General features: G+C 62.7%; 12 protein-coding genes and 1 pseudogene. 8 read left to right on the top strand and 5 right to left on the bottom strand.

What is annotated here, in order from left to right:
• The first annotated feature begins 39 nt into the window (after positions 1-39).
• Positions 40-552: a DUF1997 domain-containing protein gene (locus ACXMDM_RS05285; protein WP_071800887.1), complete on the top strand. Its 513-nt coding sequence runs from the start codon at positions 40-42 to the stop codon at positions 550-552.
• Here ACXMDM_RS05285 and ACXMDM_RS05280 read toward each other — a convergent pair.
• Complete coding sequence (locus tag ACXMDM_RS05280) at positions 527-1,162, bottom strand: ribonuclease HII (RefSeq protein ID WP_259722823.1); 636 nt, start codon at positions 1,160-1,162, stop codon at positions 527-529. The genes ACXMDM_RS05285 and ACXMDM_RS05280 overlap by 26 nt on opposite strands.
• Entirely contained in the window at positions 1,159-3,291 is a 2,133-nt protein-coding gene (locus tag ACXMDM_RS05275; RefSeq protein WP_071800885.1) for an Rne/Rng family ribonuclease, read from the bottom strand. The genes ACXMDM_RS05280 and ACXMDM_RS05275 overlap by 4 nt, the downstream gene beginning before the upstream one ends.
• Positions 3,292-3,759: 468 nt before the next feature.
• On the opposite strand from ACXMDM_RS05275, the gene ACXMDM_RS05270 reads away from it, so the two are divergent.
• Genes ACXMDM_RS05270 through ACXMDM_RS05260 form a run of 3 tightly spaced genes read left to right on the top strand, consistent with a single transcriptional unit; the run spans position 3,760 to position 6,219 of the window.
• Positions 3,760-5,016 carry an LL-diaminopimelate aminotransferase gene (locus tag ACXMDM_RS05270; protein ID WP_071802134.1) on the top strand — a complete coding sequence of 419 codons (1,257 nt, stop codon included), beginning with the start codon at positions 3,760-3,762 and terminating at the stop codon, positions 5,014-5,016.
• A gap of 44 nt (positions 5,017-5,060) precedes the next feature.
• Entirely contained in the window at positions 5,061-5,381 is a 321-nt protein-coding gene (gene clpS, locus ACXMDM_RS05265) for an ATP-dependent Clp protease adapter ClpS (protein ID WP_259722817.1), read from the top strand.
• A gap of 1 nt (position 5,382) precedes the next feature.
• Entirely contained in the window at positions 5,383-6,219 is an 837-nt protein-coding gene (locus ACXMDM_RS05260; RefSeq protein WP_233830591.1) for a CPBP family intramembrane glutamic endopeptidase, read from the top strand.
• Here ACXMDM_RS05260 and ACXMDM_RS05255 read toward each other — a convergent pair.
• The gene (locus ACXMDM_RS05255) at positions 6,216-7,841 is read right to left on the bottom strand and encodes a photosystem II high light acclimation radical SAM protein (protein WP_071800884.1); all 1,626 of its coding nucleotides are present in this window, start codon (positions 7,839-7,841) and stop codon (positions 6,216-6,218) included. The genes ACXMDM_RS05260 and ACXMDM_RS05255 overlap by 4 nt on opposite strands.
• 262 nt (positions 7,842-8,103) lie before the next feature.
• Between ACXMDM_RS05255 and psbA the strand changes: the two genes are divergently transcribed.
• The 3 genes from psbA to ACXMDM_RS05240 all read left to right on the top strand — a co-directional run bounded on the left by psbA (position 8,104) and on the right by ACXMDM_RS05240 (position 11,158).
• Positions 8,104-9,183 (top strand): photosystem II q(b) protein, encoded by a 1,080-nt coding sequence (gene psbA, locus ACXMDM_RS05250; RefSeq protein ID WP_071800883.1) that lies wholly within the window; start codon positions 8,104-8,106, stop codon positions 9,181-9,183.
• A gap of 104 nt (positions 9,184-9,287) precedes the next feature.
• On the top strand, positions 9,288-10,376 hold the full coding sequence (aroC, locus tag ACXMDM_RS05245; protein WP_071800882.1) for a chorismate synthase: 1,089 nt from the start codon (positions 9,288-9,290) through the stop codon (positions 10,374-10,376).
• Between the two features lie 65 nt (positions 10,377-10,441).
• The gene (locus tag ACXMDM_RS05240) at positions 10,442-11,158 is read left to right on the top strand and encodes a hypothetical protein (protein ID WP_071800881.1); all 717 of its coding nucleotides are present in this window, start codon (positions 10,442-10,444) and stop codon (positions 11,156-11,158) included.
• On the opposite strand, the gene ACXMDM_RS05235 is transcribed toward ACXMDM_RS05240, so the two are convergent.
• Together ACXMDM_RS05235 and ACXMDM_RS05230 are read right to left on the bottom strand one after the other, a co-directional pair.
• Positions 11,125-11,724, bottom strand: a complete 600-nt coding sequence (locus tag ACXMDM_RS05235; RefSeq protein ID WP_162922857.1) for a bifunctional 4-hydroxy-2-oxoglutarate aldolase/2-dehydro-3-deoxy-phosphogluconate aldolase — start codon at positions 11,722-11,724, stop codon at positions 11,125-11,127. The genes ACXMDM_RS05240 and ACXMDM_RS05235 overlap by 34 nt on opposite strands.
• Positions 11,725-12,398: 674 nt before the next feature.
• A complete protein-coding gene (locus ACXMDM_RS05230) occupies positions 12,399-13,124 on the bottom strand; it encodes a hypothetical protein (RefSeq protein WP_145536739.1) in 726 nt (241 codons plus the stop codon).
• A 106-nt stretch (positions 13,125-13,230) separates the two neighbouring features.
• Between ACXMDM_RS05230 and ACXMDM_RS05225 the strand changes: the two are divergent.
• Positions 13,231-13,399 (top strand): annotated as a pseudogene (locus ACXMDM_RS05225) (DUF8635 family protein); the annotation flags it as partial.
• Between the last annotated feature and the right edge of the window lie 72 nt (positions 13,400-13,471).

Below are 13,471 nucleotides of genomic sequence, written 5' to 3'. Positions count from 1 at the left end.
ATCGATAGGATCATCTCCCGCCGACTCCCCACCCTGGCGATGCCCCTGGCTTTCGGCGCCCGCCAGCAACTCCGGATTCCGGTATCCAGCCAGAGCGAAAGGCTGGCGCCCTACCTCGAAAACGACGATCGGATCGTGCGCACCCTGTTGGCTGCCGACCAACTACAACGGCTTGGCGACGGGCGCTATCGCTACGCCGTCCAGCAACTGAACGTCTTCCAGCTCCAGGTCCAGCCGATCGTTCAGCTGCAGGCCACGCGACAGCCAGGCCGACTCGAGATTGAGGCCCTCGATTGCCAACTGGAGGGTCTCGAAGTGGTCGACGACTTCGCACTCCAGCTCCACTCCCATTTGGTGGTCAACGAAACCGGCCTGGAGGGGGAAGCCCATCTGGCCGTTACGGTCAGCCGGCCGGCCATTCTGGGCCTGCTGCCACCCCGCGTGCTCGAAGCCACCGGTCGTTCCTTGCTGGCTGGCATCCTGATTGCGATGCGAAAACGGGTCGGCCGGCAGCTGCTCGATGACTTCAGCGCCTGGTGCAGGGAGAACTGAGCACCCGGGAGAGAAAGGACTGGCGATGGAGTGGGGTGGCCCCGAGCTCGCGCAAGGCCGCTCGGTGCATCGCCGTGCCATAGCCGACATGGCGCTCCAGTCCGTAGCCAGGGAAGCGAGAGGCCAGCCGCCGGACCAGCCCATCACGCGCCTGTTTGGCGAGCACACTGGCTGCGGCAATGGCCAGGCAACGGCGATCACCCTGCACCAGGGTGACCTGCCGGCCAGACCAGGGTCGTAGGGGCAGAACGCCATCGACCAGCACCAGGACCGGGCGCCGGGGCAGGCTTTGCAGGGCCCGCAGCATGGCCGCTTCGGTGGCCCAGCGAATGCCGTGGCGGTCAATTTCGCTGGCTGAGGCCTGGCCCAGTCCCCAGGCCTGAGCCAGGGCCGTGATCAACGGAACCAGGCGTTCGCGATGGCGGGCCGAGAGCGCCTTGCTGTCGGTGAGACCTGCCCTGGCCAGAGGCTCCAGGGCCGAAGCCGGCAACACAACCGCCCCGGCGAAGACGGGTCCGAACAAACAACCTCGACCGACCTCATCAACCCCGGCACAGGTCCGTGGGTCATGGCCGCCAAAGAGCGACCCCGAGGCCGAGAAACGCCTCAGACCGTGGCCGAGGAGCGCCGGCGACGCCGCCGCGGTTCACCAGCGTCCTGCTCTTCGGGAGCCGGCTGGGCTGCTGCTTCCGCTGCAGTTTCGGCCGGCGGAATCCCAAGGCTGCCACTGCCGTTGGCCGGCAAAGCCGAGGTTTCAGGAGCCGCTGCAGCGGTTGCCGAGGGGCGTGAACGGGTGATCTTGCGCGTGAGCGGCACCTGCACCACAGGAGCCTCGATCACGGTTGTGACGGTGGCCATCGGCTCATCAGGCTCCAGGGGAAGGGGCGTGATTTCGACCAGCACGTCAGGGGACGGCTCATGCCGAACCAAGGTGGAACTGGCAGCAGTGCCGGTCTGGCCACTGGCGGCGCTGGCACCGTTATCGCCACTGCCGTTGTCGCCAGTCCTGTCATCACGACTGCTGTTATCGGTGCTGTTGTTATCGCCATTGCCGCGTCCACCGCGACGGCGGCGGCGGGAAGCTGTGGACGATTGTTGTTGACGGGCCGCTTCGAGCACGGCCTCCGGATCCTCGCCTGGCCTGACGACGCGCACCATCAGGTGTTCGCCACTGGGTTGGGGATCGAGCAACAGGGTGGGGTTGAGACCAAGCCAGCCGTAGACCAGCTCCTGTTCTTCCTCCATCGGCACGGCCACCAGTTCGGGTTCCTGGCGGCGACTGACCGGTTCACTGACAAAGCCCGCAGCCGCTTCACTGGGCTCGCTGGAACTAGCAGGGACCTGAACCGGTGCACTGACCGGTGCCTCCACGGCTTCGCTGGAGCGGCCGCCGCGGCTGCCACGGCCACCGCGGCGACGGCCACTGGATTCGGTGGCGGCAGGGCTGACAACGTCGGCCCGGGCCGAAGCCGCCGAGCGCACCAGGCCACTCACCGTGGCCAGGGGCTGGAGCGAATCGGTGCCGGGGAGCACCGCCACATGGCCGAGGCCACCACAACTGGGGCAGGCACGACCGAACAACTCATAGATGTTCTGGCCCTGGCGCTTGCGCGTGAGTTCAACCAAGCCGAGCTCGGAGAGCTGGGCAATCTGGGGGCGGGCGGTGTCATCGCGGACCGCCTGGGTGAAATGCTCCAGCAGCATCAACTGGTCGCGCCTCGACTCCATGTCGATGAAGTCGATGATCACGACGCCACCGATGTTGCGCAGCTTGAGCTGACGGGCGATCTCAGCGGCCGCTTCGCAGTTGGTCCAGAGCACGGTTTCCCGGGCATTGGCCGAACGGGTGAACGAACCTGAGTTCACGTCGATCACCGTGAGCGCCTCGGTGGGCTCGATGATCACGTAGCCGCCTGAGGGAAGATCAGCCCGGGGCTTGAGCGAATCGCGAATTGCCGCATTCACCCGGTAATGCTCCAGGATGTCGCTGGATTCGGCGTGGTGCTCAACCTGCAGGCTGGCCTGATCGGCACCGAGGAAGGCATTGACCCGGGCCACGGCCGCTGGGGTATCGACGACGACCCGCAGAACCTCGGGGCTGTAGAGGTCACGCAGGACGCGATGGATGAAGTCTTCGTCACGGTTAAGCAGCACAGGTGGGCTGGCGATTTCGGCCGCTTCCTGAATGCCTTCCCACTGGCGCAGCAGGGTCTCGAGATCATCAATCAGCAGGTCTTCGCTGATCCCCTCGGCTTCGGTACGCACCAGCAGACCTGCGCCGGGAGGCTTGATCAGCACACCGAGAGCACGCAGCCGGTTGCGTTCGTTTTCGCCGTTAATCCGCCGGGAAATGCTCACTCCCTGGCCGTGGGGCTGGAGGACCAGGAAGCGGCCGGGGAGCGTGAGGTTGCCGGTGAGGCGAGGCCCTTTGGTGCCGGTGGGCTCCTTCATCACCTGAACCAGCACCTTCTGGCGAGGCTCAAGCAACTCGGTGATGCCGGCTGCTCCCTTCCTCAGGCGCAGGGGGCCGAGGTCGGTGACATGGATGAAGCCGTTCTTTTCGCTTTCACCGATGTTGACGAAGGCCGCATCGATACCGGGCAGGACGTTTTCGACCCTGCCGAGATAGACATCACCGATCTGGTAACGGCCCTGGGCGACGACAAGTTCATCAACACGTTCGTCGTTGAGCACTGCAGCGATGCGCAGTTGCTCCGCAATGACGATCTGCTGGGGCATGGAGGATAGGGTTTGGCTCGGTGGAGCCCTGCCAAGGGATGGGGATCGACCCCGGAAGAAACCAACTGCTGCGCAGAGCGTGCCGCAATGCCGCTCGACTGCTGCTGAAGCAGAAGGGGGACGGAAGGAAAAGTCTGGTGAGGAAGCACCCCTAGAAGCTCATCGCCCGGATCACGTTGGTGCTGGGGGAACTGGTGAAGAACGACCAGTGCACGCAACCGTGTCGACTAGATGATGGGCCGCATGAGGCGATGCCCGCTGAGAAGCGTTTACAGCTTCAGAAACTGCAAACGGGACTGCCGTCTTCTCGGGAATTTAGCACGATGATCCCAGGCACCACACCGCCTTGAAGCAAGGCCCAGCAGCAGGCCGCAAGGGGGAACAATCCCCCCAGAACGCCTAGGCCCCCATCGCCCAGGTCATGTCACGTAGGAAGATGGCCAGCAGGAATGCATGGGCAGAGCGGTTGTGGTTCAGATCAATTCCAATTACCTGAAGCTCAAGGCGGGCTATCTCTTTCCCGAGATCGCTCGCCGGGTGAAGGATTTCTCGGCCGCCAACCCCGAAGCCTCCCTGATTCGCCTCGGCATTGGCGATGTGACCGAGCCGCTGCCGGCCGCCTGCCGCGAAGCGATGAAGCAGGCCGTCGACGCGATGGGACGTCGGGAGAGCTTCCATGGCTACGGGCCTGAACAGGGCTACCTCTGGTTGCGTGAGGCGATTGCCTCCAACGATTTCCAGGCGCGAGGCTGTGCCATCAGTGCCGAAGAGATTTTCGTCTCTGATGGCTCCAAATGCGACAGCAGCAACATCCTCGACATCCTCGGCGAGGGCATCCGCATCGCCGTGACCGATCCGGTCTATCCGGTGTATGTCGACAGCAATGTGATGGCAGGCCGCACTGGCGAGGCCGACGAGACGGGGCGTTACGCCGGGCTCACCTATCTGCCGATCACCGCCGCCAACGGCTTCTGCGCGCCCCTGCCGGAGGGGCCGGTGGATCTGATCTATCTCTGTTTCCCCAACAATCCCACCGGTGCAGTGGCCAGCCGCGAGCAGCTCCAACGCTGGGTCGACTACGCCCTGGCCAACCAGGCGCTGATCCTGTTCGATGCCGCCTACGAGGCCTTCATCCGTGACCCGGAACTGCCCCATTCGATCTACGAGATCGAGGGAGCCAAGCGATGTGCCATCGAGTTCCGCTCCTTTTCGAAGAACGCCGGCTTCACGGGCACCCGCTGCGCGCTCACGGTGGTGCCACGGGGCTTGATGGGGGTGGGCGCCGATGGGCAGGAGGTGGAGCTGTGGAGCCTCTGGAACCGGCGCCAGAGCACCAAGTTCAATGGGGTGAGCTACATCGTGCAGCGGGGCGCTGAAGCGGTGTATTCCTCTGAGGGCCAGGCCCAGGTGAAGGAACTGGTCAACTTCTATATGGAGAATGCGGCGATCCTCCGCCGTGATCTCAGCCGCGCCGGGCTGCGCGTCTTCGGTGGCGAGCAGGCCCCTTACGTCTGGATTCAGACGCCTGAGGGCGTGGATTCCTGGAGCTTCTTCGACCGGCTGCTGAGCGAGGCCCACGTGGTGGGCACCCCGGGCAGCGGTTTCGGCGCCGCCGGCGAGGGCTACTTCCGGCTCTCGGCCTTCAACAGCCGCGCCAATGTGGCAGAAGCCATGGAACGCATCGCCCAAAGCTCCCTGGCCGTTTCCAATAAAGTGGCGATCTGAGCGTGAATCGACCCCCTGCCGCCGTGGTTCTGTCGTCTGCTGCCGTGCACCTGTCCGTTGAAACAGCTCCCCGCTCCCCCGGCGGAGCGGCGGTGATCGATCAAGAGGTGCAGAGGGTGCGCAAGCCCTCGCCGCTCTATCGGGTGCTGCTGCACAACGATCCGGTCAATTCGATGGAGTACGTGGTGACCAGCCTGCGCGAGGTGGTGCCCTCCCTCAGTGAACAGGACGCGATTGCCGTGATGCTCGAAGCCCACAAGACCGGCGTCGGCCTGGTGATCGTGTGTGATCTCGAACCAGCGGAGTTCTACTCCGAAACGCTCAAGGGCAAGGGGCTCACCAGCACGATCGAGCCCGAGGACTGAAGTGGCACCCGGCGCTCGAGCGCGGATCCCCAGCCGGGGCTCCCCCCACGGGCTGGGCACCCTGCTGTACGTCCCGCTGCTCTATGGCGTCGGCTGGCTGATTTCCCGTCCGCTGGCCCTCTTAGCCCCCGAACTGCGTGCCGATCAGCTCAACTTGGTGGGCTTGATTCTTGCCCTGGTGTTGCTGCTGCTGACCCTGCCATGGCGCCTGAAGCAGGCCTGGGGAGAGTCCAAACCCTGGCAGCGCCTGGGCTTGGTCATGCCGCTGCCGCCGGCCTTGAAGGCCCTGCTGCGCGGGCTGCTCAAGGCCGCTGGCTTGCTGGGATTCCTGGCCATGGTTCTGATCGCCACTGGGGCGGCGCGGGGATCCTGGCGCCTGGATGGCGGCATCGCCCTCAATGGACTGGCGCTGCTGGCCGGCGTGGGCTTCGCCGAAGAACTGCTGTTCCGAGGCTGGCTCTGGGGGGAGCTTGAACTCCAACTCAAGGCCCGCACGGCCCTGCTGCTTCAGGCGGTGATCTTCGCCCTGATCCACCCCTGGTACCGCACGGAGGGGCCTGGAGCCATCGGCCAGCTGGGCGGGTTGATCATGCTCGGGATCGCCCTGGCCTTGCAACGTCGTACTGACGCCGGCGCCCTCTGGGGAGCGATCGGGCTGCATGGGGGGTTAGTCGGCGGCTGGTTCGTGCTGCAGATGGGGCTGATCGAGCTCTCTGCCGGTGCGCCCGCCTGGCTGAGCGGACCGGGTGCCCCCAACCCCAACCCGATCGGAGGGGCCATTGGCTGGCTGGGGCTCGCTGCGCTGATCTGGGTGCGGCGGCCGCACTGGGGCCGCTAACGCACTGCCGTGGCTAGGGCCGCTTTGCCTTCAACAGGAGCTCTGAGGGCTTCTTCGAGGGGAGCGAGGCCATAGTCACGCTCCAGCAGATCCATGACCGTGCGGCCAAAATCCTGGGGATTGGTTTCAAATGCCTCCAGGCAGAGGCGGCCAAAGGTGCTGCCCATCGGTTCAGGGTTCCAGAGCAACTTTCTGGCCGTCCACGGCATCATGCTCATCGGGTTGTAGCCCGGTTGGAGCATGCCCTGCTCAAAGCCATATTGCTCCAGGTGCGTGTGGGGCTGCAGGCCAATGAAGAAGATGGCGGGCTCCACCTTATCGGCTCCGAAGATGCTCTCGAGCTCTCGGTGATAGGCCACGGTCTGCCGGATCGTCTCGGGCCTTTCATCAATCACATTGAACGAATAATTCACCGAGACCTGCTCCCGGAATCCAGCTGCAGCAAGAATCCGGCAGTTTTCCAGAACAACGCGAAGGTTGTAGCCCATGCGCATTTTCCGCACCAGCTCCTGGCTGCCGGAGGTGATGCCGATTTCGAAGTAGCTCATGCCGGTGGCCACCATCAGCTCGGCTAGTTCCTGGTCGAGGTTGTCAGCGCGGATGTAGGCCGCCCAGTGGATGTCAGCCATTCCCGCCGCCGCGATGGCCCGCAGCAACTGCTTGGCATCGTCGATGTAGCGGCGGGCGGGGATGAACTGGGCATCGGTGAACCAGAAGCCGCGCACGCCTCTGTCATAGAGCTGGCGCATCTCAGCCACCACCTCGTCAACAGGATTGACGCGAACCTGCTTGCCTTCCACCACGGTGTAGACGCAGTAGCAGCAGTTGTGGGGACAGCCGCGTTTGGTCTGCACGCCCACGTAGAAATCGCCGCCTTCGAAATACCAAGTCAGCTGGGGCCAGATCGAAGCGATGTAGGAGTAGTCGCAAGCCGTCTTGACCAGGCCTGCAGGTGGTTCGTGGATGAGGCCCAGCCGAGGCGCCTCGCCAACAACGAAACAACGCTCACCGGCCAGCGATTGGCCGCGGATCAATTTCTCCAACAGGACCTCCCCTTCGCCAACGGAGACCACGGTGCCTTTGGGCAAACTCTTGCCCAGCTGTTCGTAGAACACGCTCACCGCTCCGCCACCGAGCACCACCCGTGCCTCGGGGTTGAAACGGCGGGCCTGGCGAAGACCACGGCGCACCAGGCGAAGGTTGCGCCAGAGCTCGCCATAGAAAGCCGCCATCAGCCGCAGGCCACCCAGACCGCCACGTAGGCGGCGCAGTGGATTGGCGGCGTAGAACACCTCAAAGGAGTTCTGCAGCGGGTTGCCGCCGCGCCCATCCACAGGCGCATAGATCTGAATGTCGCGCCAGGAAAACACCAACAAGGTGGGGCGAAACGCCTTGACGGTGGCGAGCAGGGTTCGCTCCACATCCAGGATTGGCAGGGCGGCCAGGTCAAGGATGCGCTGGTCAAGCTGCGGGAAACACTTGTGCAGGTGATCGGCCAGGTAAATCGGCCCGATCGGAAAAATCGGGTTGCAGGGCAGGCGGATCAGCAGCACCCGCCCCTCAGCCGAAAGGGGCGGCTGGGGCTGGGAAGCCTGCCGTGGCAGCCATACGGCCTGGGTCATCGGCCCTTGGAGAAGGGGTTGACGCTAACCAGGACAGCTGGATCCCATGGGGCCGCATCCGGGCCTTCGGTAAACCAGTCCGCAAGATTTCCACACCTAGCGCAAGATTCCGTTACAGTGCCTAAGGCAACGGCAGAGCTTCGGCCTGTTGCGGCAAGGCTTTTCCTCTTCGGAGTTCCTTCACAGACTTCCTTAGAGAAAACGTCCCGCCTGCCATTCGTCCTTATCCTCGCTCCTTTTTGGGGCATAACCTCCCGTTCCTATGACCACCACCGTTCAGCAGCGCTCCGGCGCTTCTGCCTGGAGTCAGTTCTGTGAGTGGGTCACCTCCACCAACAACCGCCTGTATGTCGGTTGGTTCGGTGTGCTGATGATCCCCACCCTGCTGGCTGCCACCATCTGCTTCATCGTGGCCTTCGTGGCCGCGCCCCCTGTCGACATCGACGGCATCCGCGAGCCTGTCGCCGGCTCCTTGATGTACGGCAACAACATCATCTCCGGTGCTGTTGTTCCTTCCAGCAACGCCATCGGCCTGCACTTCTACCCGATCTGGGAAGCCGCCAGCCTCGATGAGTGGCTGTACAACGGCGGTCCCTATCAGCTGGTGATCTTCCACTTCCTGATCGGCATCTTCTGCTACATGGGCCGCGAGTGGGAACTCTCCTACCGCCTCGGCATGCGCCCCTGGATCTGTGTCGCCTACAGCGCCCCTGTGGCGGCTGCCTCGGCTGTCTTCCTGATCTACCCCTTCGGTCAGGGTTCGTTCTCTGATGGCATGCCCCTCGGCATCTCCGGCACCTTCAACTTCATGTTGGTGTTCCAAGCCGAGCACAACATCCTGATGCACCCCTTCCACATGCTGGGTGTGGCTGGTGTCTTCGGCGGCTCCCTGTTCTCGGCCATGCACGGTTCACTCGTCACCAGCTCCTTGGTGCGTGAGACGACCGAAAGCGAGAGCCAGAACTACGGTTACAAGTTCGGCCAAGAGGAAGAGACCTACAACATCGTGGCGGCCCACGGCTACTTCGGTCGTCTGATCTTCCAGTACGCCTCTTTCAACAACAGCCGCAGCCTGCACTTCCTGCTCGCCACCTGGCCGGTTGTGGGCATCTGGTTCACCGCCCTTGGCGTGAGCACGATGGCCTTCAACCTCAACGGTTTCAACTTCAATCAGTCGATCCTCGATGGCCAAGGCCGCGTGATCAACACCTGGGCTGACGTGCTGAACCGTGCCGGTCTGGGCATGGAAGTGATGCACGAGCGCAACGCTCACAACTTCCCGCTTGACCTGGCCTCTGCAGAAGCCACCCCTGTGGCTTTGATCACGCCTTCCATCGGCTGATCGCAGCGGAGTCAACCCTGTTGGCTCCAGCCATGCCTTTCACCTCAAGCCCCCCTCACTGCGAGGGGGGCTTTTTTGTAGGCTCCTGCCAACGGCACTAGGCCATGGGAAGCAGTTATGGCCAGCTCTTTCGTGTCAGCACCTTCGGCGAATCCCACGGGGGTGGCGTTGGGGTGATCGTCGATGGTTGCCCGCCACGGCTCCAACTGGATCTGGCGGCCATTCAGGCGGAACTGGATCGCCGCAAACCGGGCCAAAGCAAGATCACCACGCCCCGCAAGGAGGACGACCGGGTCGAGATCCTCAGCGGCCTGCTCGATGGGGTGACCCTGGGAACGCCTATTGCGATGCTGGTGCGCAACAAGGATCAACGTCCCGGCGATTACAGCGACATGGCGGTGGCCTTCCGCCCCTCCCATGCCGATGCCACGTACCAGACGAAGTACGGCATCCAGGCCCGCAGCGGCGGCGGACGGTCCTCAGCGCGCGAAACGATCGGCCGGGTGGCCGCCGGGGCGATCGCCAAGCAACTGCTCGCCCACACCCATGGCAGCGAAGTGATCGCCTGGGTAAAGCGCATCCACACGATTGAAGCGGCCATCGATCCAACCCTGGTGACGCTCGAAGCGGTGGAAGCCACCATGGTGCGCTGCCCTGATCAGGCCGTTGCCGAGCGGATGATCGAGCGCATTGAGGCGATCGGCCGCGACGGAGATTCCTGCGGCGGCGTGATCGAATGTCTGGTGCGGCGTCCGCCTATGGGCCTGGGCATGCCTGTCTTCGACAAGCTGGAGGCTGATCTGGCCAAGGCGGTGATGTCGTTGCCGGCCACCAAGGGATTCGAGATCGGCTCCGGCTTCAGTGGCACCCTGCTGAAAGGGAGCGAGCACAACGATGCCTTCCTGCCTACCGGCGACGGAAGCCTGCGCACGGCCACCAACAACTCCGGTGGGATACAAGGGGGGATCAGCAATGGCGAGGAGATCGTTTTGCGGGTGGCCTTCAAGCCCACCGCCACGATCCGCAAGGAACAACAAACCATCGACGCCACTGGAGCGGCCACCACCCTGGCTGCCAAGGGTCGTCACGACCCCTGCGTGCTGCCGCGAGCAGTGCCGATGGTGGAGGCCATGGTGGCTTTGGTCTTGGCCGACCACCTGCTGCGCCAGCAGGGTCAGTGCAGCCTCTGGTGAGGAAAGGGCTGAAGCCCGAGTTCGGGGGAGCTGATGAGTAAAATTACTATCTTTAGCTCTGCACCATGCACCTCAAGGCCGCTGCTTTATTCCTCACTGCCGCCTTGGCTGCGTTGAGCGTTGCAGCACAGCCTGAGCCCGCCAAGGCGATTGGCAGCCTGGTGAATGGGGATTTCGAACTGCCTGACTTCACCCCAGCAGGTGACCCACCATCTTTCACGATCATTGATCAATCAGACGTGCCGGGGTGGCAAACCACGGCGACGGATGGTCGAATTGAACTCTGGGACTCTGGCTTTCAAGGTGTGCCAGCCTTCAGTGGAGAGCAATTCGCCGAAATCAACGCCAACAATTTTGGTGAACTATTTCAGGTGGCCAGTGGGATCCCAGCGAACGCCGTTGTTGGATTTCAATTTGCCCACCGGGGACGCAATGGTGATGACACCGTAAGTCTGACGATCGTCGATCTCGGATTTGACAACATTTTTAACAGCTCGGATGACACCACACTCTTCTCACAGGAATTCACAACAGGCAATAGCGCCTGGGGCTTCTATCAAGGTGGCGGCCTCGTGGCCTTAGGGAATGACATCCGGTTCGGTTGGACAGCGGTATCCTCAACGGGTCCCGCCTCATTCGGCAACTTTCTTGATGCCGCCGCTTTTGGAGTCGGCATTCCCGTGCCTGCACCTCTGCCGCTGCTGGCTCCGGGCCTGGTATTGGGGACTCTGCTGAAGGCTCGGCGCCGCTATCGAGGCCTGGGCAAATCCTCCAAAACCTGAGCCAGACCGCCGCAGAACTCCTCTGACCAGCCCTGACGTCCGGCCCCGAGGGCGATGGCATCCACTCCCGCATCCAACCACGGCCGCACATCCGCGGCAAGCAGGCCGCCAGCAGCGATGCAGAACGGCAGCGTACCGCCCAGGGGCTCCCGCAACCCTGCCCAGTAGGAGGCTCCCAACGCCGCCGCCGGAAACAGCTTCACCAGTCGGCATCCAAGAGCCTTGGCCTGGTGAATCTCCGTCGGGGTCATCACTCCTGGGACCAGGGTGATACCCAGTGCGTTCGCCTGGCGGAGCAAGGCAGGCTCAAGAATCGGCGCCAGCGCATAACGAAAGCCGGCTTCTTTCGCAGCGAGAACCGCTTCGCTGCTGCCGATCGAGGCGGCTCCGAACCACAGGGCGGGAAACGATGCGATCAGCTCACGGCACTGCCCCGACCAGCCGGATGAGGAGCGCCAGGCGATCTCCACGTGCTGCAGGCCAAGCGCATGAAGGCGCTCCAGCATGGGAGCGGCATCGATGGGTGCTCGGGGCCTCAGCACCAGCAGGAGTGGCTGCTGGTGCAAGGACCCGATCAACTCCTCAGACGTACTCGGCAACCTTCACGGCTCAGCGGATCAGGAGCTACAGCAGCTCGATAACATCAACAGCTTAAAACCGTGGCGAGCTTATCAGGCACGGGATTTAACTTGTAACCCGATGAAACACCGCACAAGCGTTCCAAGAATATGGGCCTGGAGCGCTGGCGTCAGAAATTCGGACTCCCGGCCATAGTGGACAAGCTCCAGTCCAACGATCAGGACCTGCTCCTGGGCCTCATACCACCGTGCCGCACCACCTGGCTCAGCGGGACTTTTCCAGCGACTCCACCGCTGCCTAGGCAATGGGTGCGCCGGGACCAGGCGCAGCCGAAAGGGCAAACGGAGCCTGAGGCCATGCCACCGCGATAAGGGGCAAAAGGCCCAGTTCGTTCAGCAGGACCTGCAGTTCGTTCGCTTACCCTCCACCTGCCAGGTGATCGTTCTGAGATGGGTCAACGACAGAGTCACCAAGAGCACCCAACTTCCAGCCTGTGTCAGTCTCATCAAGGGAGCCATGAACTAACTCTGGCCTGATCGCTGTATACCTGATTTATCGGGTGTGTCTGGTGTAGCCGACGCGCCGGGTAATTCGACCATCAACCAGTTGAGCGAGGCCAGCGAACGTTCTAAGCCTGCAGCGATCAGTAAGCCTGCAGCGATCAGCCCAGCTCGTTGCCAGATTCAGATTCACCGCAGTCCTGGTTGAGGCGCTGAACGCGGCGGCGGTAGCGCTTCAGGCCGGCGAGGGGCAGGAGCGCCAGGGCTGAAAGGGCAGAGGGGATCTGGCGCAGTTGTCCTTGATTGGTGAGTGTAAGATCCCTGAACCGGAAGTCAATCTGAAAAAAAACAGACCCAGCGTTGTCAGTGTCGAAATAGCTTCCGAGGCTGTCCCCGCCCGTAGGCAGACTGATTTGCTCACCGGCAGTTGGATTATCAAGCTGGCCACCAGGAACCCTAATGGCCAGGCAGGGATTAGAAGAATTACCCTGAACACAATCTCCTGACAATGCCCCGAAAATCAGGCTATTTGTAGTAGAATTATAATAAGCGTCACCTCCAATTCCGAAGGTGTTGTTTACGGTCCCATTAAAACCGGTATTGGGCGTTGCTGTAATGATAATCGGGTCGAGTATGGTTAAAGTGTTATCGGCGTTGAGAAAAAATCCGCCCGTAATCGAGCCAGTTGCATTTCTAGTGTTAAAGGGGGACTGAAAATCCAACGTCAGCCCTGCGGATGCATCGCCATTCGCATCCGTGAATACATACTGCAGCGCCTGAGCAGCACCCTGAGCCCCCAGCACCACCCCGCCCGCAAGCAGGCCGAGGCCCAGCGGCCGGGCTGCCCGGCGCAGCAGCCAGTGGTGTGAAGATCGACGAAGGGACATGGCAGGCTAGACAGCCTCAAAACAAGAGCAGATTATCAACTGTTGTTGGGCGAACCTGCTCCTGTCAAGCCGTGCTGTTAAAGGGAATCGTCGCCCAGCCCGTTTCATATCGCAGTCCAAGCGTGAACAGGTGGTGAGCCACCTCCGCTACATCCGCCAGGAACTGCGTGAGATGCACCATGGCGTGATGGAGAACGGACTCCTGCCAGAAGCCGGCGAAGTGCGTGCGTGGGGTGTTGGCGCTGCTGGAGCTGCTGAGCGGAAGGGCCGAAAGAATACGGCGGCAGATCCGTCTCTCCCCGCGCGGCATAAAAAATATCTGGCTAGGCCAGGGGCGGCAGCGGCAC

It is taken from the genome of Synechococcus sp. CS-603 (assembly GCF_977929215.1).
The sequence above is the reverse complement of the archived record's forward strand: the minus strand, read 5'-3'. Positions and strand labels throughout refer to the sequence as shown.

What these genes read in the sequence shown, in the direction of transcription:
- ACXMDM_RS05240 (WP_071800881.1), top strand. Translation starts at nt 10,442, where the DNA reads ATGCACCTCAAGGCCGCTGCTTTATTCCTCACTGCCGCCTTGGCTGCG.
- aroC (WP_071800882.1), top strand. Translation starts at nt 9,288, where the DNA reads ATGGGAAGCAGTTATGGCCAGCTCTTTCGTGTCAGCACCTTCGGCGAA.
- ACXMDM_RS05275 (WP_071800885.1), bottom strand. Translation starts at nt 3,291, where the DNA reads ATGCCCCAGCAGATCGTCATTGCGGAGCAACTGCGCATCGCTGCAGTG.
- ACXMDM_RS05285 (WP_071800887.1), top strand. Translation starts at nt 40, where the DNA reads ATGCCCCTGGCTTTCGGCGCCCGCCAGCAACTCCGGATTCCGGTATCC.
- psbA (WP_071800883.1), top strand. Translation starts at nt 8,104, where the DNA reads ATGACCACCACCGTTCAGCAGCGCTCCGGCGCTTCTGCCTGGAGTCAG.
- ACXMDM_RS05230 (WP_145536739.1), bottom strand. Translation starts at nt 13,124, where the DNA reads ATGTCCCTTCGTCGATCTTCACACCACTGGCTGCTGCGCCGGGCAGCC.
- ACXMDM_RS05255 (WP_071800884.1), bottom strand. Translation starts at nt 7,841, where the DNA reads ATGACCCAGGCCGTATGGCTGCCACGGCAGGCTTCCCAGCCCCAGCCG.